The 21,490-nt window shown below is 50.1% G+C and carries 18 protein-coding genes; 1 reads left to right on the top strand and 17 read right to left on the bottom strand.

The features are described 5' to 3' along the window. Positions 1-7: 7 nt before the first annotated feature. From NHN17_RS03495 to csrD, 17 genes are all read right to left on the bottom strand, one after another. On the bottom strand, positions 8-4,312 hold the full coding sequence (locus NHN17_RS03495) for a DUF6701 domain-containing protein (protein ID WP_255040752.1): 4,305 nt from the start codon (positions 4,310-4,312) through the stop codon (positions 8-10). Then, positions 4,309-4,743, bottom strand: a complete 435-nt coding sequence (locus NHN17_RS03490; protein WP_255040751.1) for an MshP protein — start codon at positions 4,741-4,743, stop codon at positions 4,309-4,311. The genes NHN17_RS03495 and NHN17_RS03490 overlap by 4 nt, the downstream gene beginning before the upstream one ends. Further along, positions 4,733-5,485, bottom strand: coding sequence for a PilW family protein (locus tag NHN17_RS03485; protein ID WP_255040750.1), 753 nt, complete (start codon positions 5,483-5,485; stop codon positions 4,733-4,735). Before NHN17_RS03485 ends, NHN17_RS03490 begins: the two co-directional genes overlap by 11 nt. Next, complete coding sequence (locus NHN17_RS03480; RefSeq protein WP_255040749.1) at positions 5,485-6,210, bottom strand: type IV pilus modification PilV family protein; 726 nt, start codon at positions 6,208-6,210, stop codon at positions 5,485-5,487. Before NHN17_RS03480 ends, NHN17_RS03485 begins: the two co-directional genes overlap by 1 nt. Continuing rightward, positions 6,194-6,727, bottom strand: a complete 534-nt coding sequence (locus tag NHN17_RS03475) for a prepilin-type N-terminal cleavage/methylation domain-containing protein (RefSeq protein WP_255040748.1) — start codon at positions 6,725-6,727, stop codon at positions 6,194-6,196. Before NHN17_RS03475 ends, NHN17_RS03480 begins: the two co-directional genes overlap by 17 nt. Positions 6,728-6,825: 98 nt before the next feature. Then, positions 6,826-7,311 carry a type II secretion system protein gene (locus tag NHN17_RS03470; RefSeq protein ID WP_255040747.1) on the bottom strand — a complete coding sequence of 162 codons (486 nt, stop codon included), beginning with the start codon at positions 7,309-7,311 and terminating at the stop codon, positions 6,826-6,828. A 13-nt stretch (positions 7,312-7,324) separates the two neighbouring features. Beyond that, a complete protein-coding gene (locus tag NHN17_RS03465) occupies positions 7,325-7,903 on the bottom strand; it encodes a prepilin-type N-terminal cleavage/methylation domain-containing protein (protein WP_255040746.1) in 579 nt (192 codons plus the stop codon). Between the two features lie 43 nt (positions 7,904-7,946). After that, entirely contained in the window at positions 7,947-8,429 is a 483-nt protein-coding gene (locus NHN17_RS03460; protein WP_255040745.1) for a hypothetical protein, read from the bottom strand. After that, complete coding sequence (locus tag NHN17_RS03455) at positions 8,410-9,630, bottom strand: type II secretion system F family protein (RefSeq protein ID WP_255040744.1); 1,221 nt, start codon at positions 9,628-9,630, stop codon at positions 8,410-8,412. Before NHN17_RS03455 ends, NHN17_RS03460 begins: the two co-directional genes overlap by 20 nt. 19 nt (positions 9,631-9,649) lie before the next feature. Then, positions 9,650-11,365: a GspE/PulE family protein gene (locus NHN17_RS03450; protein WP_255040743.1), complete on the bottom strand. Its 1,716-nt coding sequence runs from the start codon at positions 11,363-11,365 to the stop codon at positions 9,650-9,652. A gap of 2 nt (positions 11,366-11,367) precedes the next feature. After that, positions 11,368-12,618 (bottom strand): tetratricopeptide repeat protein, encoded by a 1,251-nt coding sequence (locus NHN17_RS03445; protein WP_255040742.1) that lies wholly within the window; start codon positions 12,616-12,618, stop codon positions 11,368-11,370. A 3-nt stretch (positions 12,619-12,621) separates the two neighbouring features. Then, positions 12,622-13,464 carry an ExeA family protein gene (locus tag NHN17_RS03440; RefSeq protein ID WP_255040741.1) on the bottom strand — a complete coding sequence of 281 codons (843 nt, stop codon included), beginning with the start codon at positions 13,462-13,464 and terminating at the stop codon, positions 12,622-12,624. Positions 13,465-13,467: 3 nt separating this feature from the next. Further along, the gene (mshL, locus tag NHN17_RS03435) at positions 13,468-15,129 is read right to left on the bottom strand and encodes a pilus (MSHA type) biogenesis protein MshL (RefSeq protein ID WP_255040740.1); all 1,662 of its coding nucleotides are present in this window, start codon (positions 15,127-15,129) and stop codon (positions 13,468-13,470) included. Between the two features lie 16 nt (positions 15,130-15,145). Then, entirely contained in the window at positions 15,146-15,469 is a 324-nt protein-coding gene (locus NHN17_RS03430; protein WP_255040739.1) for an MSHA biogenesis protein MshK, read from the bottom strand. Next, complete coding sequence (locus NHN17_RS03425) at positions 15,462-16,097, bottom strand: MSHA biogenesis protein MshJ (protein ID WP_255040738.1); 636 nt, start codon at positions 16,095-16,097, stop codon at positions 15,462-15,464. Before NHN17_RS03425 ends, NHN17_RS03430 begins: the two co-directional genes overlap by 8 nt. Beyond that, positions 16,094-17,587, bottom strand: a complete 1,494-nt coding sequence (locus tag NHN17_RS03420; protein ID WP_255040737.1) for a PilN domain-containing protein — start codon at positions 17,585-17,587, stop codon at positions 16,094-16,096. Before NHN17_RS03420 ends, NHN17_RS03425 begins: the two co-directional genes overlap by 4 nt. Before the next feature lie 128 nt (positions 17,588-17,715). Further along, on the bottom strand, positions 17,716-19,686 hold the full coding sequence (csrD, locus tag NHN17_RS03415) for an RNase E specificity factor CsrD (RefSeq protein WP_255040736.1): 1,971 nt from the start codon (positions 19,684-19,686) through the stop codon (positions 17,716-17,718). A 252-nt stretch (positions 19,687-19,938) separates the two neighbouring features. Here csrD and NHN17_RS03410 point away from each other — a divergent pair, with 252 nt between their 5' ends. Further along, a complete protein-coding gene (locus NHN17_RS03410) occupies positions 19,939-20,826 on the top strand; it encodes a LysR family transcriptional regulator (RefSeq protein WP_255040735.1) in 888 nt (295 codons plus the stop codon). The last annotated feature ends 664 nt before the right edge of the window (positions 20,827-21,490 follow it).

Here is a 21,490-nt window from a genome sequence, read left to right as displayed (position 1 = left end):
ATTTTATTTAATCGAGCATTGTATTAATGCCTTTTTCACCGCGGTAGAGCACGCGGTCGTTACCTCGGAAGGCACCAAAGGTCACTGTCGAGTGCGGGCTCTCATCACCTTTACCACGCCAGTCGAACGTCAACCATGGCTGATAATTGCTATGGTCACTGGAAGGTCCGCCTTCACAACGGATTTCAGGTTCATTATCTATCGCTTTAGGCTTATCGCTAATCACTTTCTGCCAAAAACGTACCTGCTCACGGTAAATCAATGGATTACCGTCATCATCTTTTGCGTTTGTTGGCACCGCAACAAACTCGCCGGAGCGGATATCCCCTGACTCTACATGTCCAGAGCCTTGAGTGTACGAGGCGCTTGTCACGGCAGTGTCAGATTGGGAAATAATTTGTTTGCACGCTAGCTGGCCATTAAAGGCAGCACGGCTGTCTTGGGTGTTCCTCACCCAATCTGTCAAAGGACTGTCCCAATACTCAACCCGAAGTGGGATCGACAATTCACTGTCGAAGCGGCCGGAGACACCATCTAGTGCCATACGGCCATAGCGAGTATTAAACGTTGCAAATTCCATTACCCCCCTAGAGTCAGCATCAGTGCAACCATCCTTACTCAGATCGCACGGGAACAGCTCGTGATCGACTTCAATGCCCGGGTAGCCAATAGAATTTGCCTCATTGACGCCCATACTCTCCCGCATAATACCCAACGCAACATCATAGGGGCCGTCAGGCTCAGTGGTGACGGCCTTATCTTGTGAAGCGGCACTTTTGACATCCCGCTTAAAGGCCAGGGTAAACCAATCCACCGTAATGTGTGCATTATTCCAGTTTTTATTCCAACTGCTAGGTAGCCCTCCCCAATCAATTCGCCCACCTAAATCATTGACCTTTCCACGTTCGACATTGGTATCTATCGCAGCAATCTCAATGGCGACCTGCTTTGGAGGCGCAAAGTGTCCGTAGTTTTGGGTTGGCTCCCCTGCAGCATTCTGTGCTTCGACCTTGAATTGAGCAGTAAACGGCTGGTTCATATAAACAAATGATTGGCTGTCAGGGTATTTTTTACCACTTTCAACAGAGACAATAGTAAAAGAATCAGGGTAGAAGCGACCAACCGGACGATAGCCCATATTCATAGTCATTCCCAAATAATCACCCAAAGTCGAGGCCTGCAATTGAATACTGCCTACTTCATCCCAGCTGGCGGAAAAGTCATTGCTTTGTACGGCCTCATTGCTCAATGGTGTACTGCTCAAGTTACCGCTAATCGCCCCATCTTCAGTTGGCGAATGCGGTTTGACCCCTTCCCCTGAAGGGATGGAAAGTGCCACTGTCGCTTTCGGTGCATCACTGGCGTAGAAGTTCGGTGTGATAGCCCTTTGGCATAGATTGCGACTATCCACCATTGCGGTAGCATTGCCACTGTCATCGATATCATTGTTAGCATTATCGCTCTCAAACCAAATCACGGGTTTAACCTTGGTCTGGAATACTTCGCCCGCGGAAATGAATGCGTCACCGTTGTATGCCGTTCCGGTTGCCAGCTCAACAGCGTGAGCACCAGCATTACACAAAGCAAATGTGTAAGGGCGACTTTGAACCAATACCGACCCAGTTAATCCCTGCCAACCTGTTGGCAACTGCTTGATCTGCGAAGACTCGCCACCGATAGAAGCCAAATCACAGCTGTCCTTAGTACACTTAGGATCAGATAAAGTCAGCGTCATCTCACCGGCATCGTCGTATTTGACAGGGATACCACTGGCGACACCATCAACAAAGGCGAATTGGCCCTGCGAGCCTTGCCAAGTTTTAATGTCTGTACCCGCGGTATTTTGCAGCACAACTTTATCGTTACGGCTATTGCTCGTTGCAGGCTTGTCGTATTTTGTTTTGATGTCCAGCGTTTTGTTTCCAGAATATTCACTGATAACAGAATCACCGGTATCACAGGCCATCGCCTTCACTGTGATTTCCGCAGGCCTTCCGGCGACTAGCCGCAAGGGGTTAGGTGTGATAACAAAGCCCCCTGGTAAAAACTGATACCGACCAACCGGAGGATTACCGCTGAGACCGTCAATGGTTGCCGTTAACTCTAGTTCACCGAGATAGTCACTCTTGAACCACAGCTGTTTTTTGTTGTTATCAAGCGCACTCACCGGCACCGTAAAAGGTACCCCATCTTGAAAAGGCTGGCCGTAATTACTCCCTTCCAGCGCCGAGGTCGACCAAACCCCAGAAGCCGACTGTCCAGACTTAGCCGTAATACTGACCGTGATACCACCGTCAAAGGTATCCCCGCCAGCATCGTCAGGCGCTAGGCTGAACAACACCTCCTGGCTCTCACACAACATGTTCTGTTGCCAATCAGGGGTTATGTCCAAAGTGAAATCTGGCGTGGTGTCAAAACAAGAGCTGTTGCCGTTGATCACTGCCGTCGGGATATACTTACTGCTATTCATCTCCAACCGGGCCGCCGTCACCGCGCCGGTAATTGATGTAACCTCACAATCATTATCACTTTTACAATCTCCACCAGCCAAGGTTACTTCAGATTGTGAATAGACCAAGCCTGTTATAGAGCTACCTTTACTCAAATAAACATTGGTATCCTCAATGTTTTTGCCTTCATGAGCATATAGTTGTAACGAATCCGGCTCACCACTTTGCGGGCCCATTGTAGAGAAATCAGCTAGATTCAAATTCTTGGTATGAACAATGACATTACCGTGAGTAACAATATGACTTGCCGAATTAATCCGTATCTCTTCAAACCAATAAGTGCCTTCATATAAATGCAAGGCCGCCCCATTATTTAGTTCCAATAAACGAATACGCTCACCAGCCCCATTGCGAAGCTCTTCAACCTTATCGGTGGCATTCCCCATATAAAATGTGCCGTACTCTTCAAGAGTATTATCTTGACCATAATCAGGCGCGTTCTGATCCGTAACCACGAAGTCGCCGAGTTCAACCTCTGTGGCCCACTTATCAGGCTGTGCATTGGTAGGGTAGAGACATGCTTGACCATCACAAGCGGTAGACGTGCCATTCGATGTCGTGTTAAACCACAGGTAATGCCCACCATTCTCTTGGTAAGTACCATTAATCAAAGCCAAATGATGGAGTTTGGCTTGATAATTACTGCGATCAGTCCAAGTCTGAGCAGGTCCAGGGAATACTTCACACGTTGCTTCGCTCGCCTTACGCTGGAAAGCCATATAACCAATGTCCTCGCTAAGATGCTTACGCTCAACGCTGTTAAGTTTCCCTTCGTTTAGATCTTCATCATTTACAAAACTTACGTTATAACCGTCACTCCCAGACGGCCCCAGTCGACATAAACGGATCCAGCCACCATTGTTGCCTTTGCGTGAATTTTTCGAGGCGATAATAAAAGGCTCACTGGAAAAACCAGATGGTACCGATGTCGTTGCAGCACATTGGCGTAGCGTAGGTTCAGTCACTTGATCGAACTGCTTCAAGCCGTTAACCAAGGTATTCAGGGTTGCCCCCGCCCCCATCGCAAACTGCAAGCCTTTATGACTCCCTTGCCCCTCAGCGACGATATATGCCACCTCTTGCGCTTCGCCACCATAATGACCGCCACTCGCCAGCTCAGAGCGATCCAAAGCAACAAAAACCCTGTTCAAGTCTTGCTGTACTGCAGTCACCACTGGCGTAACCCAACGCTGCTGAGAACCTATGTCAGTCTGGCCATTTCCTTGCAGGCTAAGCAGTACCCCTGGATTATTAAACGCGGCATTATAATTTACCGGTGATGATACATCCTGTAGGTTATTGTTGTTGACGCCATTGCCTCCCACCAAGTACCGACTGATCTCAACAGTGCCAGCTTGTATCCGCCCCTTATCACCAAAATTCAGCGTTCCGGGCTCAATGGCAAAATATCGCACTTTATCCATCGGTACCGTTTCCAAACAGTAGTTACTCTTCGTGTTGGGAGAGCATATATTTCCAACTGACTTGAGCTCGATCCCACTTCTCATCGGAGCAATATATTGCCGGAACGTAGCACCGGTTTTAGTTACATTGATAAGGCGCAAGGTAGAAGGTGCATCCCGGCCATCTCCCTCTTCGATCGTGGGCATCAGAAACACCAGAGGTTTAGTGCTAAAAGGCTGATCAAATTTAATTTCACAGCTTTTTGCTGCCCCAATACCGATACAATCAGCAATTCCCTGATCTGATAACTGGTACTCACCAAAACGGAATTCCAACGCTGAAGCCGGAGGAGCGATTACCAGCATCAATAACCAAAGACAGAGTTTAATGGCCCTCATGGTAATGCAATCTCCAAGTCCTTCGCCCACACTTCTTGGGTACGGGTCGTTGAAAACTGCCCACTGCCGCAAGTTGCCGTGCTTTCTAATTGATATTTATTGGCTGGCTGGCCATTTTCTTTGTAGCTATAGGTTTTACAGATAACCTGTAATTTCTGGCACGAAAACAACTCGGCGTCTTTATTGAAATCGTAAGTTTGCTCACAGGCCAAAGGTTCTGATACCGTTTTCCCGAGCGGGAACAATTTGCTCAAGACAATGTCGTTGCCTGAGTGGGCGGCATACCAAGCTCGGGTCGCGAACACTTCGCGGGCAGTAGTATCCTGCCCGGACCAATCAATACGGATCATCGCAGCGGCAAAGGCCCCCATCACGGTAATAATAAATAGCGATACCACTAACGCGCTGCCGCGCTGCCTGCTATAGAACATTGATCACCTGCACTGTATGTTCGTAGCTAAAGCGTTCACCTGTCCGGCCATCTTGGAATGCCAAGTTAATGTGAACCATGCTGTTGTTTTCCAACCCCTTGCCATTCACGGCGACATCAAAGCCAGAAACCTGCTCGGCTATCACTACGCTGCTGTTTCCAAACTTACGCCTTAGCACATTGGCCTCCAAGCAGAATGATACCGGCAAGCCGTAGGCGTAAGCACGATTAGCCGGAGAGCGGTTCTCAAGCGGTGCAGTGACATTCACTAACACCGTCCCATTGCCATCCGGCCCAGCATCTACACGGTTGATTTTAAAAGGTTGCTCGGCATACTCGGCTGAATTACCCAACCCCGCTGCCAGTGCCAATTTGTCACTGCTGGATATTGTCTGCCACTGCTCAGCCGTACCGATAATCGGCACTAACTCAACACTCATTGTTCGAGTATTGCCAAGGGTAAAACCTGCGTAATAAATAGGATAAAAGCTGATACAGCTTCCCGTTGATGCAAGGCTATTGGGAGCGGCATGACGAATCTCACGAGTCATTTTTTCGAGGGCAAAACGGGCCTGAGACTGGACACGGTCACGGCTAACCGTACTGACATAACCCTCTGCGCCAAACTGAAGGTAACTGCCTATAGCCAAAGAGATAATACCGAGGATCACCAAAGCAATAACCATCTCCATCAGCGTGAAACCTTGGCTTTTTCTCATCGAAAATGGTTTCGTAGTCAGCATCAGTAGTTACTCCGGTAGGCAACAAAATCAAACTTGCCGTAACGACCGGTATCGACTTCGACCACAATTCGCTTGTGCTGATGGGGATAAGTCGAGTTTTGCGAATCCGCCGTGTTGAAGCGATTGTCATAGCGGATATCGACCTTCACTGTCATATTACGGTAAGTGTCCGCTTCAGCCACCTCCTCACCAGTGAGATTTTCTATCGCTCCGCGCCAAGGAAACTGGCTATCACTGTAACGGTCATAACAAAGCGATAAATCGCCCCAGCAACCATGAAAATCATCGACATCATTGGCAATCGCCACGACCAACCCTTTCCCTGCAGGCAGTGAGCTGCCCGGCACCACGTAGTCGAAGTACTCACTCGCTTTATCTATCGGCCAGACACCTTGCTCATTTGGCTCACTGCAGGTATAGGCGATTCCCTCATGGGTTTCACCACAACGCACCACGCTATCGCCGAACGGGTCTGTATTTTCATCGAACTTGCGCGAGAGAATTTCATTGAGAAAGGCATTGCCGATCGCCGCGGCACGGGCTTGGTAATAAGGCGCGGCAGATCGTTCAACCTGCGGGAACAAAAAACTGGTCAGGGTCACCATGGCAATGCCGAGGATCACTATGGTGATGATGCCTTCAATCAAGGTAAAACCGCCCTGCTGACGAGGCGAATTTGGCAAACGAGATAGGCGAGAAAAGCGAGGCTTAGAGGGTACAATCATTAATAAACCCCTCGCTATTGATACACAAACTGGCTTGCTCGCCATTGCGTGAAGTGATCGTCACCTGACAATTTGATACCGTGCAAATGCGCTGCAATTGCTGATTATTAACCACCGAAGGGCGACCGAGCATATCAAAGTAAATGGCAGCGGAGCGCTGCGGGTTTACCCCATCAAACAAAGCAAACTTAACCATATCGTGATCAAAAGTCAGCTTACGAGTAGAGTGGCTATTGCTCGCGCAGTTTTCTGATCCAAACTCTGTGGTACTTATGTGGAGAGCAAGGCAGCTATTTGGATTAGCCGGATTTATCGGGCTGTTCATTCCCACCAGTTGAATTTGACGGGCGAGGGAAATCGCTTGGTCACGGGCCAGCACCGCATCAAAACCACTGCGACCAAACAGACGCGAAGCGGCCGTCACACTGATAATGCCGACCAGCACGATAACAATGATAAGTTCGAGGAGCGTAAAGCCGGCGCTTTTGGCGTAGGTTTTTCCGTAATGTCGGGGCATTAATCACCCGGGAGGTTATTGTTGGTCTCTATTTATTTAGGGCAATAATCGAAACTATCACCCTGAATAAATAGCGCTCCGAGGAGCGCTAAATCTAATTATTTACAAGCATCTTCAGGGACAGTCACAGTAGCACCAGCTGCTGAGGTTGCCTGGGAGTACTGTACATAACAATTAAAGTCACCAATTGGATTTGGAACAGTTTGATTAGCAAAAGTATATTTAATACTTTTGGAACCTACATCCGCTTTCGCGTCAAACGCTTTCCATTCATCAGTATTACCAATACCGTCAACTACCAACGCTAAAGCAGCAGACGTTGCATCAGGATAACCATAGATAAGATCAAGCTCACCACCTGGTAGATTAATTTTACCAGTAGCTCCTTCCTGGCCTTCAATTGCAGCTTTACCGTAAGTAATACCGCCGGCACCATTAATCGCACCTTTTAACCCTTGCAGTGAAGAGTTACGTGCATCATCTTGCAAGTTCAAAAAACGTGGCGCTGCTGTCACGGCGAGAATACCCAGAATGACAATTACCACAACCATTTCAATTAGCGTAAAACCGCCTTGACGTTTCATAATTTACTCCAACTTATTTTAATGTAACTTCAACTTGGCCCTTTGCTGGCTTGTAGCTGAAGTAATGCCCTGAGGTAATATTGTTTGTTGTACCTTGAGAGTTTGCTGACGCTAGCTGATAGTAACGGCATTCTTTATTGACACCAGAGCTAGCATCGATAGCATAAAATTGATTCTTACCATCAACAGCCTCTGCCGAGTCACTAGTCACTTGAGGAGGATTCTGTAGTAACTCCTCCATCAACCATACGCAGTCAGTCTCATCAATATCGTTAATTTGATTCTGATTGGCAGAAACAGGATAACCTTCGCCAGTCAAGAAACTATCTTTTGATTTTGTAGAAAGATAAAATTCAGTGCCGTCGTAATTAACACGATTAAATTCACCTTGTACTGGACGACCGTAAGCTTCCCACTGCGCACGAGCAGACAGAACCGCTGTCGCATAACCACCCGCGACACCTTCAATTTGTGCTTTTTTAGCTTCATCCGTGACGTTCAGGAATCGCGGTAGGGCGGCAACTGCCAGCAGGCCAACCACGATAATGACGATCACCAATTCCACCAACGAAAAACCGGCTTGTTTCTTCATCTTTACTTACCCTTTTTTTGTTTTTGTCAAATCGACGTCACCACTACTCGGGAAGCGTCAAAAAACCGTTGGTGTGTATTGTCTCATTTTCATAAAATAATGCTAGCCATTTTCCGTTAGTAATTTGGAAATAACACGAATTATAACGTTCTGATCTCACTTTCTTTTTATCAACAAGGTTGATGTAATCGATCGACGCACGCCGTGAAGACAATAAGTCCCACATTTCTGCGCAATCAATATGCTCATTTCGGATAATTATGGGCCAACCATAACGGGTAAATGAATATTCGATACCATTGGCTTGCGAGTGGCTAGGTTTATTTTCCAGCTCCCACTGCTGGCGTATTGCCGATGCACTTCGGCTCATGGTTTGCGCCAACAATTTGACCTTGGTACGTTCAGCCTCTTCATGGACCTTATGCCACTCCACAAGCAATACCCAGATCATCAAGAAAATGACACCGCCCCAAAGAAACCAACGCACATGGCTGGAGAACTTAGGGTTAGCCACCGCGTGCAACATCGAGCAAACTCCACATTGGCAGGAAGATCCCCAGCGCCAGTACCAGCACCATAATAGCAACGATAAACAGTAAGATAGGTTCTATACGTGCAGTCAGTGTTTTGAGATCGTAATCGACCTCTCGATCGTAGAAGTCCGACACCTCAAGCAACAGCTCATCAACTTGACCAGTCTCTTCACCGACGGCGATCATCTGAAGTACCAAAGGGGTAAACACCCCAGACTGGCGAGCCATAGCAGTAATACTGCTACCGCTTTCGATACCGTTTTTCATCTCTATCAGGCGGTTTTCTAGGTAGTTGTTACCCAGCGATTCTGCCGACATCTGAATCGCCTGATTGAGCGGTACACCAGCGCGTATCATTAGTGAGAAAGTCCGGGAAAAACGCGATAGCTGAGCGCGATTGATGATATCGCCCACAATTGGCACTTTTAACCGCAGTTTATCCCACTTTTCCCCGCCAGCAGGGGTTTGACGCCACGCCTTAAGACCAATCCAACTTACGACAACAGCACCGATCATCAAGGGCCAGTAATGAACAAAGACGTTCGAGGTTGCAATCAGGATCCGGGTCGGCAACGGCAGCTCAACCCCGAAACGGCTAAACATAGAAGCAAACTGCGGGATCACTTTGATGTTCAGTACCGACATCGCTAGGGTGATGGCGATAAGGACGAAAGTCGGGTAACGCATCGCCGATTTGATCCGGCGACGGGTTTCCATTTCCTGCTCGAAATACTGCGCCAACTGCAGCAAGGTCTCGTCCAACCGACCGGTGTTTTCACCGACGCTGATCATCGATACAAACAGTTCGGAGAACACTCTTGGGTGGGCTTTCATCGACGCTGACAACGACTTACCGTTAGTCAACTCGACGACGACTGCATCCAAGGTTTCGCGCATCAAAGGATGACTAGCACTCTGACCCAAACCTCGTACCGCACGGAGCAAAGGCACACCGGCTTTGGTCAGACTGTATAATTGGCGGCAAAAGATCACCAAGACCTCGAGCGGGATCCGGCTTTTAAACAAACGGTTTAAATCAAGGCCTGACGATTTGGCTTTGCCTTCGCGAATTTCCAGCGGAATAATACCCTGGCGCATCAGGATGTCTGCGGCGGCATCTTGCGACGCGGCATCGAGCTGCCCACGCTTGATGCCACCTTGGGCACTGCGGCCGCGGTAATTAAATACTGCCATGCTTTTTTCCTGCTAACCGTTACAACATGAAACTATTGTGTTCGTCGCCTTCACCGAGCACCAGCACTTCATCCAAGCTGGTGACGCCTTGCTGCGCCAACTCCATGGCTGACTCAATAAGCGGTTTATAGCCCGTTGACTGACGGGCTATCTGGCTAAACAACACAGCATCTCCGCCGCGAAGTGCATCCATCATATCCGGGCGCATTTCCAATAATTCGAACACACCAATACGGCCACGATAACCGGTAAAGTTACAAGTCTGACAGCCACGTCCTTTAAGGAATCTAGCGTCCCCCAAATGCGGAAACCTTGCCATCAACCACTGCTGCTTGGCCGGTTCAAGATCATGCTCGGTCGCGCAATCTTTACAGACCCGCCTTACCAGACGCTGGGCCAATACTGCCCGCACCGCACTGGCAACCAGATAACCCGGTGCTTCCATATCGATCATCCGCAAGGCACTGTCTATGGCATCATTGGTGTGCAGGGTTGAAAGCACCAAGTGGCCGGTTAGGGCTGAACGCAAGCCAATTTCCACCGTTTCCTGATCACGCATCTCACCGACGAGAATAATATCGGGATCCTGGCGCAGGAAAGTACGCAGAATCGACGAGAAACTCAGGCCAATCTTGCTGTTAACTTGAACCTGATTGACACGTGGCAAGCGGTATTCCACCGGATCTTCGGCGGTGATCAGCTTCTTACCCGGCTGGTTGAGCTCGCTCAGTGCGCCATATAAGGTGGTGGTTTTACCCGAACCGGTCGGTCCGGTAACCAAAATCATACCGTGCGGCCGGCGCAACTGGCGGCGTAAGCGCTGCAAGATGTCATCGGGCATGCCGACTTGCTCGAGGCTGAGGATCCCTGCCGACTGATTGAGCAAACGCATCACAACCGATTCGCCGTGCTGAACCGGCATGGTCGAAAGACGCACGTCGACCGACTGACCGCGCACCGACAGGTTAAAGCGGCCATCTTGTGGCAAGCGCTTTTCGGAAATATCCAAGCTCGCCATCAATTTCAAGCGCAATACCAAAGCCGATGCAACACCGGACTCTTTAAGTAGGGTTTCGTGCAGCACGCCATCAATACGCTGGCGGATCCGCAGTACATCGCTGTCAGGTTCGATATGGATATCCGAAGCGCCGACCTGAATTGCATCTTCAAACAGTGAGTTGATCAGCTTTACAACAGTGACTTCATCATTGTCGTTATTGTCCAGACCAAAGGAGTAGTCTGAGTGATGCTGGTGTTCAGCCTGCAGTTGCTCGGCAAAAGAAACTATTTCTTGGGTGCGGCGGTAATAGCGGTCAAAAGCGGTGATTAACTGGCGCTCAGAGGCAATTACCAACTCGATGCGATACTGTCCCAGCTGATCATACACCGCTTCCTGCGCAGCCAAATCAGCCGGATCACTCATGGCAACCCGCACCATACCGTCCTGCTCACTGAGCACCAGTGCTCGCAAACGGCGGGCATGGACTTCGGCCAGCAAAGCGACCGCATTGGTATCAACGGTCAAACGATTCAAGTCGACCAGCGGAATATCCAGCTGACGAGAAAGGAACTGCAGCATCTGCTGTTCACTCAGAAAGCCTAGGCTGATCAGGGTGTCACCCAGCTTGCGGCCGGTAGACTGCTGGTTGTCCAGCGCCTGATCAAGCATGTCAGGAGAGACAATGCCTTCTTCTATCAGCAGATCGCCAAGGCGTTTACGTAATCGAAGTGCCATGGTTACCCCTTCATACTGGCCAGTACGGCCAGACGTTGACGAATGAACTGTTGCGTCTCATCGGAGAACTGCCCCATACGCAATGCTTGTTGATAAGCTTCCTCGGCTTGATCCCGATCTTGCCCACGCTCAAGCGCGACCCCGAGCCCCAGCCACCAGCGGCCATCATAAGGCTCGGCTTTGACTAGGCTCTGATAACTGCTCAGTGCCAGCTCATTCTGGTTAAGTTGCTGGGCCAATGCTCCGCGCATCGCCAAATAGCCGCTATGAGTGTTGCTTGGTAACTGGCTCAGTACATTCAGAGCTGCCTGCTGCTGCGATTCATTGACCAGCAACTTGGCCATGGTTAAACGTAAATCCGCTTGGTTAGCATCCAAGGACAACCCTTTTTGCAGTGTCGCTATCGCACGGCGAGTATCCCCCCTACCGTAATGCAGCGCCGCCAACTTCTGGCGTGCCGTTATCCATTCAGGCTGGTATTTGATCGCAGATTCCAGGTAACCAATGGCCTTGCGGCTATCCCCTTGCTTGAGGGCTTTTTCTGCTTTGCTGTATTCAATCTGGGCCAATTGGCCGGCATCGAGCTCGACGGTTTCAATCATCAAGCTTTCATCGCCGTCCATCATATCTACGCCGTCGATTTGATGGGTTTCACCGTCAGCACTTGATGACACTGCGGGCTCTGGCATTGCAGGTTTTCCCGTGACTGGTTGAGTCACAACAGGTTCAGGCGCTTTGGGTTTAGACGCTTTGGGTTTAGGCGTTTCGGATTTAGACGCAACAGGTTTAGGTGAAACAGTCTTGGATACTTCAGCTTTTAATGCTTTAGTCTTTACTACAGGGACGGGGGCCTCTTTAGGAGGTTGAGCCGGAGCTGGTTTGGCGGCGGCCTTAGGCACTGCTTCGACAGTGGATGTCGATTCAACCTGCGCTAGATCAGGCTGCGCCGCAGGCTTTTCTGCAACAACGGGGACCTCTGCCACTAATGCAGCGGGAGCCGCTTCCACCGGCGCAACCGGATTGACCGCCATTACGACCTCACCAACGGGATCATTACTTGTCCACAACTGCCAGCCGCCAATACCTATCACGATACCCAAGCTCAGTACGCCAAATGTTGCCCAAGGTGTTAGGTTTGTTTGCTTTACGGGCTTAATCGTTGCTGGCTTTATCTCACTGCGCGAGATAGCCGATTCTTGACCTTGCCCCTGCTGGCGACTTAACGCACTCAGCTTTTTATTCAGTTCACTCATCGGTTATTGCCATCCCCATAATACCGGGTATGTCCATTTCGGTTGGCGCGCATCTAAGGTATCGCGGATCGCCACGAGTACCTCGTTGCGCTCAACCATCAATTTGTTTTCGCTGTATGCGGCAATCAAGGCCTTGTGACACAGCTGATTAATCAGCCGCGGAATACCGCCACTGGCTTGCCAAACCGCTTTGCCCTGTGGCAAGGCAAACAACTCGCGTTCGATACCTGCGGTGTGTAAGCGGTGCTCGATATAAGCGAGTGTTTCGGCTAAATTCAACGGCCTTAATTCACTGCGGAATGTGATTCGCTGACGGAACTGGCGCAGCTCATGCCTAGCAAGTTGATTATCGAGCTCAGGCTGACCCAACAGTACAATGTGCAGCAACTTTTCTTGCTCGGTTTCCAAATTACCCAACAGGCGAATCGCCTCCAGGGCATCATCCGGCAGCGCCTGTGCTTCATCAATTAACACCACTACGGCTTTGCCTGCCGCTTTTCGCGCTACCAGCGCTTGCTGCAACCTGTCGGCCAGTAAGCTGTTATCGCCTTCGCCTTCCAGCCCCAATTCACGAGACAGCGCAATTCGTAGCGCGGTGCCACTCTCTGCCGGTGTCGGCAAGTAAGCCAACTCAAAATGTTCAGGCAGCTGATTGATCAGCATCCGACAGACCAAGGTTTTACCCGTACCCACTTCGCCGGCAACCTGGATGATCCCCTCGCCCATCCCCAGCGCGGCCAAGGTGGTGTCGATAGCCTCCAAGTGCGGAGGCAAGGCATGGAAAAAGTGTGTGTTGGGTGTCAGGCCAAAAGGCGCTGACACCATACCAAAATGCTCGAGGTACATGGCTTAGCCCTCTTCGGGGAACCACTCGTTGATCAAGGCGCGGGAGCGTTCCACTTCCTGCTGCCAGGTCTGCTCGCCGACAACAGTAGGCTTAAGCAAGATCACCAGCTCTGTTTTGGTTTGTAGCTTGTTCACGTTACGGAACAGGTGGCCCAACATGGGGATATCACCCAGTAGTGGCACTTTAGAGACTTGATCCGTCGTCGCTGATTTCATCAAACCACCAATCACAACAACATCACCAGAGCGGGCGTGGATCACCGAATCCGATTCTCGGATAGAGCTCTTTGCTAGAGGTAGCTGATAAGTACCGAAGGTATCACCCAAGGCAATGTCGCGAACCTCAGTTTCAACATCGATAACCGCAGGGTGAACGTGCAGTAATACACTGCCTTCATCACCAATTTGTGGGGTGACATCCAATGATATCCCAGAGAAGAACGGGGTTAATTCGATATCCGGTGATGCCGTGCCACCATCACTGTTGACCTCACCACCCGACACGTCGGTGACAAAATACTGATCGCTACCAACTTTGATTACGGCTTTCTGGTTATTGGCAGCGGTAACTCTCGGGCTGGACAGCACATTCAGATCGCCTTGGGTATCAAGGAAGCTCAGTACTGCATCGAAGTTGCCGTCAGAGATGGTAATGTTGGTTTGGCCGCCCAGTAACGCGGCAATAGGATCTGCACCCGGCAAGGTCGGAATATTACCGTTAGAAATGTCGCCACGGCCAAAAATAATGTCGGTGCCGCCAATCGACTTGGTGATGTTGCTCCAGTTGATCCCTTGCTGATAGCCATCACTCAGGGTGACTTCCATGATTTTGGCTTCTAACACCACCTGACGCTTGAGGCGTTGCTGGGAAATACCAAGGAATTCTTTCACTTCACGCAGCTCGTTCGGGTAAGCACGTACCGAAATCAAACTCGCCTGAGGTGAAACAACAATACTGCGCCCCTGGCCACTACCAATCATCGCTTGCACAGCTTTTTCAAGTTGCGTCCAGAAATCACTTTCCGACACCGTTTCGATGGTCGTACCGCCCGTTGTGGTACTTGAGCTGTTGTTACTACTATTATTACTGCTGTTATTGCCAGAGTTACTGCTAGAGCTGCCAGAGTTACCGGAATCGCTATTGGTAATGGAGCCGGTTGTCAGTGATGTCAGGGACACACCGCGACGCTTTAGCTGAAGGTAATCAACCGGGATCACTTCGGTGCGAAGAGTTGCTGGGAAGACTTGGATAATGTTGCCCTTGCGGGTGGTGTTATAACCGTAAATGTCAGAAACCACAGACAACACTTCATCAAGCGTAACGTCACGGAGGGTCAGGGAAATACGGCCCTGAACCTCTGGGTGGATCACCATATTAAATGGCGTGCCTTTGACTAGGCTGCCGAAAAAGGCTTTGGCATCGACATTGCGGGCATTGACCCGAAAGCGCTTTTCAAGCACCGACTGGCTGGCATAGTCCATCCCATCGAGACCCGGCATCAAATCATTGCTGACTGCCGTCGGCAGATCCATCAACGGTCGACTATTGGCTTCGTTGGCGGCCTGATTCAGAGCACCTTTGACTTCCACCGGATCACGGTGTCCCATATTGGTCGAGCATCCTGCCAGGGAAGCCATGACAACGGCAATTATTAATCCACGCATGTTTACCACTTATTGTTTACTCTGACTTTATGTTATCGGCGAACATTTCCAGTCGCCATTGTCGACCACCCCGCTGCAAGATAACGAAGTCATCCGTCACCTGGCTGAGGGTATAACCGCTGATCCGCCCGCCGGTCCCGACAGACACACTGTTAAGAATCGCCCAGCATGCCTGGCCATCCTGATCGCAAAATATGCCCTGCAATTGAGGGAGGCGCACCCGTGATGAGGTAGCTTTGACCACTGGTGCCTGCCAGCCCAATGGCGCAGTAGGATCCTGCGCGGCCTGTGCCAGTGGCATCATCAACCATGCCACGGCCACCATAACTAATCTAACCACCAATAAAGTCCTCGCTAATACCGAGTGTGTAGACTTCCAACTTGATATCTGCCCAAGGGTAGTTATCCACTTGGTAGTCCATGCTGCGCCAGTAATACTGGACAGGCAACGCTTCTAGTTGCTCAAGGTAACTGATCAAATCAAAATAGCGGCCGCGCAATGTCAGCCTAACCGGGTGGATGAAGTAGCCTTGATCTTCCCCACCAACCAGCTGGACTGGCGGCAGTGATTCAAGTGAAAGCAACTTGAGCTTGCGCGAATGCTGGAGCACTTGTTCCATCAACGCCGACATCTTTGCCGGGGTAACCAAGCTGGATACCCGGCCATCCAGCAGGGCATCAAAATCGGTATTCTGTCGCTCCAGTTCGCTGATTTGCTCATCAATGTCGGCGTCTGGATCGCCTTTAAGCTTGCGCTCCATCACGAGTAGCTGATTCGTGTTAGTTATCAGGGCATTTTTCACTGACTGAAGCTGCCTCTTAGCGGCATCGACGGCTTTGACCTGCGGTTCGATAATGACCACAAAGCCAACAAACAGCAGGGCTATCCAACCCGACAAGGCAATCAGCCATTTTTCGCGCTTGGTCAGCAGTTCAAATTTGTCACATAACGTCTGCCACTGGCTCATTGGGCAACTCCTGGCGTAACAGCCTGCGCTGCTGGCTGGTTGCGCTCTGCCAGCAACTTGAAGGTCACGATATTTTGTTTGTTTCGACCCAAGGACATCAATTTAAAGCGGCGATCCGACAGCGATGGGTACTGCTTAAACATCTGCAACCAAGCGGGAACCGCATCCGGCGTTCGCGCCAACCCTTCCAGGTTAAGCTGCGGCCCTTTCACCCGCAGGTGCTGGACTGAAATATCGCCACTGGCCGCGGCCGAGAGTTGCTGCATCATGCCGGCATAACCGACTTGCAAGCTGCTGTCATGCAAGGCTATTGCCTCAAGCGCTGCCCGCTTATTGGCAAGGTGCTGTTCCAGCCCATTGGCAACATCCACTTTCAGCTGACTTGGCAAATGCTTTGTCAGTGCGGCTTTGGCCCGTTCGACCTCGGCGGTTTTCTGTTGCAGGAGCTGCTGCTCTGAAGCCAGCTCCTGCTGTTGTTGGTAGCTCTGCCAACTGAACCAGCCAGCCAATGCAGCCAAAATGGCGGTGATCGCAACCCAGCTCATGACAATATTGGGCAAAGTCAGCAGATCAAGTTTCGGTTTGAGGGCATCGCTGTAAAAGTTAATTCCCACATGCTCTGGCTCAATGACGGCACAATAGGCAACACGGGCAGCATTGCTCGCCAAAGACGGATGAGAAGGCGTGACAGGCTCAACGTTGACATTGAGACGCTGGCTCAGCGCTAGGGCCAGTTCACTGTCATCATCATCATCGCAAGATATCAATAACTGGGTGATGGGAGCGTCACGTAATTGGGCGCTGAGAAAGTCGAGCGAGCGCTGCAGCTCCAGTGCCAAGCCGTCAAGCTGTAAGCCCTTTTCCAATGACGGGCTATCATCATCAGCCAACAATGGTACGCTGAAACCGCGCAGCTGGCGCTGGAAGCACAACAGCTGATGCTTGAAGGCAGACAATTGCAGGTTGGTTTTACCACGACGGTGCAGCACCAATTGGCTGCGTTCAAACGCCGTTATCTGCCCCCATACCACCTCTTCAGCGGAAACAGATATCAATTCACAACCGGCCTCCCGGCATGCTCTTTCCAGCGGCTCAATCTGTTTTTTCTGGGTAGAAAAGGCCTGCAGGCGATCTTTCAGCGGCGCAACAAAACCATCAGCCACTAGCTCCATCGGCGATTCATTAACCAGCTCTTTGACCAAAAACGGCAAGGCCGTTGGGTATTCTTCCCGCGGTAGCTCTGGCTTATCTATCAGCATGCTTTGATATAAACCATGGCCAAGGACAAGACGGATATTAGCGCCTTTGAGCTGGTGCTGTTCAATCAGAGATTTAATGGCATTAGGCCACCCTACAAGCCCGATCACAGACCGCTCATCGGTGATCCATGCTTTATTTTCCTGATACACCAAGGCCACGGTGTCGGCAAACAATGCCATCCCTACAACAGGAGAATGTGTCTTCTTCCTAAATAACTTCTTCACTATCATTTCAGGCTACTTGGCTTTAACAGACTTATATCAGGAGATATGGCAAGGCTTTAACTATTTTGACCATGAGGTGTCAATATTTTGACCATTATAATGATAAATCTCATAATGAATAGTGATTTTTTGCTCTATCCAGCGTTTTTTCCAAACAATTTCCGTGAGTTATTATCCTGGGTAAGATCATGTTCGGCTGACATTTCAGGCGAAAAGTAGCGACCTTGACCGCCATTGACTCCTAGTTGCTTGAGAACCTGCCACTCACTGGCATTTTCAACACCCACCGCAATAACCTTAACGTCCGAATCTGCACAGGCTCCCAACATACTCCTGACGAATAGCTGATTTTCCTGACGGAGGTTTATTTCGCGCACCAAGCTGCGGTGCAATTTGATGTAATCAGCGCGGATATCCTTGATGTAGTGAGTACTGACAATGGTACGACCGGCCTGATCGACCACCAGCTTACAGCCGAGTCCCACCAACATTCGGGTGACTGGGCGCATTGCATCAAGATGTTTGACCAACCCCCCTTCGGGGATTTCAAACGACAACCGATTGAGTACCGTACGCGGCGTCTGTAGCAGCTCATCCCGTAGCCATTTGACAAAACTTTTCTCCAGTAAGGCTTCAACACTGAGGTTGACGGAAATCGACTCGGTCACCGGCTCACTCTTGAGCATATGCAGCACCTTGGTCACCACGCACCTATCCATCCGGGCATTGAAACCCACTTGTTCGACAGCAGTAAGAAAACGTGACGCTTTGATCAGCATGCCGTTTTCATCACGGATACGGGACAGCAACTCACGATGCAGAGGACTGCCATCAACCATCTGTACCGGTTGCTGATACAGTACCGGGCCACCGCTATTAAATATTGCATCAAGCAAGGTACGCCAGCGCACACTGCCACGGGCATCTTCAAACTGCTGGTCCTTTTTAAAGGCATACCAACTATTCGTTCCCTGCAACTGGGCACTACGCAGGGCCATATCTGCTTCATCCATGATCCGGCCACGACGCTCACCGCTGGCACAGAAGGTCACCCCGATATGGCACCAGTTATCCGGCTCCAGAGGCGCGGGCGGTGATAGCCTGTCCAGTGCATTCATCAACGCATTGCTGAACTGCTTAACCTCTTTCACTGACTGCTGAGGCAACAAAATCGCAAACTCAGCATCGAAATAACGCGACAGTACTGTATCTGGGTAACGCTGGATCAGGTTAGACAAGATCCCCCCCACATCCTGGACTAGCTCATCGGCCTCGGCCTTGCCCTTATCGGCCAGCAACTCCTCCCAATCAGTAATTCGGATCAGGATAACCGCACCGTGGGTTTCCTGATCTTGCAACATCGATTGCAACCGGCTATCGAACAACACTCGGTTAGCCGCCCCAGTCAGCTGATCAAGGAAGGTGTGGGTACGGATAAAGGTATCGAAACGGCTTCGCTCCTGTCGTGCATCCTTGAGTTCGGCGATCATTTTGTCCAACGCAAGGCTGGCCGTTGCTGGCCACTCCCGCTCATCACCCACTTCGTTCTCTTCGACCCGCCCGGCCAATATCAGCCGGCCGCGGTGCTCAAGCAGTTCCGATCCCTCTAGCTGGCGTCGTAGCCAGTCCATCCCCCAGACCAGCCCCAAGATGATGATAGCGATCGCCAGACTTATCGACGACATGGCCCCTATCGAATAGGTAAACTCGGTATAAGGCGGGAGCGACTTCATGGTGACGGTGAAGCCGGGATTATGTTCAAGTTCGTAGCGGCTTTCATGGAGGATGCTAGGATCTGCAATCGGTTGTAGCCCCTTAAAGGAATAAACGGCCCCTGCGACGCTGCCTACCTCAAGCTCAACCACATTACTGGCCTTAAGCAATTTAGGCAGCCAACGTGAAATGGCCTGCGAACCCTGCGGATCAGCCAGCTCTTGGTCGATCACTTCCACAACACCATCAAGATAATGAGTGAGATAGTCCTGTCCTAACTTGCGAAAACTCACCGCCCCGCCAATAAAAATGACGAAAATTGCACAAATCACAATTAACGTAACAAAGGCAACCAGACGGTTGGTTAAGCGCATCCCTGAAGCTTTTCTCATAAGCAGCCAAAAAAAATCAATAAGTCAAACAGATACCTCGCCATTTCACATTTCTGCAAGGCGAAGAAACGGTGGTATATTGCAAGCAAAATACCATTCTATTGATCGTACTGTCAGTGCTAAAGTCGACAAATTAACAATTTTGCAAAAACAAACAGGATTAGAAACAGTCTGAACCGAGCGTAAACTCATGGTAGTGTAGGGAAAACGGCCATTTCGGCTCCCCACTAGCGCTATAGGGTTAATTACGACATGGATTGGATCACCTGCACAAAAAGCTTTGTTACCGTCGTCGACCAGGGCTCCCTCGCTCAGGCCGCCACCAAGCTCAATACTTCCAGCTCTGCACTGTCCAAACGATTGGCTTGGCTGGAAAAGCAGTTGGGTGTGCAGCTGCTCAAACGCACCACCCGCAGTCTCACCATGACCGATGCCGGCCGCCTTTTCTACCAACGCAGTGCACGCTTGCTCGATGACTGGCACCAGATGCTGGCAGAGACCACCTCGACCTACGGTGAGGTCAGCGGCGTATTGCGGATTGGTGCGCCGCTAGCCGTCGGAAGCCGCTTGCTGGTGAACTACCTGGCCGAATTTATTGAGGTCTACCCCAACATCCAAGTCGAACTCCATACCAATACCCCGGGCCAGTTGCCGGACCTCAACCTGGATGTGTTTATCAGCAGGGAGTTAACCGACTTCAACTCGTCGAGTTACATTGCGACAAAGCTGTTCAACTATAGCAATGGCTTCTACGCCTCTCCTTCGTACCTCGAAGGTAAGCCGCTAATTGAGAGCCCTGAACAATTGGCGCAGCACAACTGCCTGATGTACGGCACCCATGGCCATGAACAAGAGCACGTGTTTGAAAACGACATTCGACTGCGACTCAAAGGGAATTTTACTACCCAGAACCCCGAAGCCCTGGTAGCGGCGGCCGTTGCAGGTATGGGGATCATTCTATCGGGTGAGAATACGGTCAAAAGAGAGCTGCTCAAGGGCCTTTTGGTACCGGTATTGCCTGAGCTGAAACAACCCGTGAATTCAGCCTATGCCTACTACCCCAAGCTTGACTACAACCATGTCAAAACCAAGTTGTTCATCGATTTTATCAAAGCCAAGTCCAGTCCGGCAGAGCGCTAAACTCAACCCTCAGCCAATATGATTTAGATAATAAAAAGCCCCGCATTAGCGAGGCTTAATATTTTGGGTCAACGACCTATCAACACAGCAAGTGCCTCAGAAGGGTTCCGCTCACCTTACTGACTGACCGACCGAGCTAAAGCACTGTTTTTAAATGAGTAGTAGTTAAAACTCATTAAAAGTGTAAAGGTTTTCGTTAAGTTTTGTCATTTACAGACCCAATTCTTTACAAAAACCAACAGCGAAATCATCGGATGTCATTCTTCAGAGAGTGTCATCACCATTTGGCTTTTCACCAGATAACGATGCGATTATAACATTAAATGACCAACTTTCCTCACAGACTTAGCGAAAGAGAAGTTAACTCTACAAATCAAAATGGGTTATCTACATACCACGCCAAGTGCAACTTGGTGCGCTTTGAAATCAAATAGCTTCACTGTCTGAGGGAGAACCTTCTCCCAGTTGAAGGCACTAATTCAATGACCACACAATTTGGTTTGATGTGACACCATACTAGGTGATTTTTAAAAAGGCTTGAGATTCATAGCTCCATCTACCATGTCGGACATCAGCTAGTTTGTTAGTAAGCGGGTAATTCTACCCACCTAGCTATTGAAGGGCCCTTTGCTATAGGGCAGCAGATCGCTGATATCACAGCCCG

It is taken from the genome of Photobacterium pectinilyticum, from assembly GCF_024357955.1.
GTDB lineage: Bacteria > Pseudomonadota > Gammaproteobacteria > Enterobacterales > Vibrionaceae > Photobacterium > Photobacterium pectinilyticum.
This window is presented reverse-complemented; position numbering and strand designations above follow the sequence as displayed.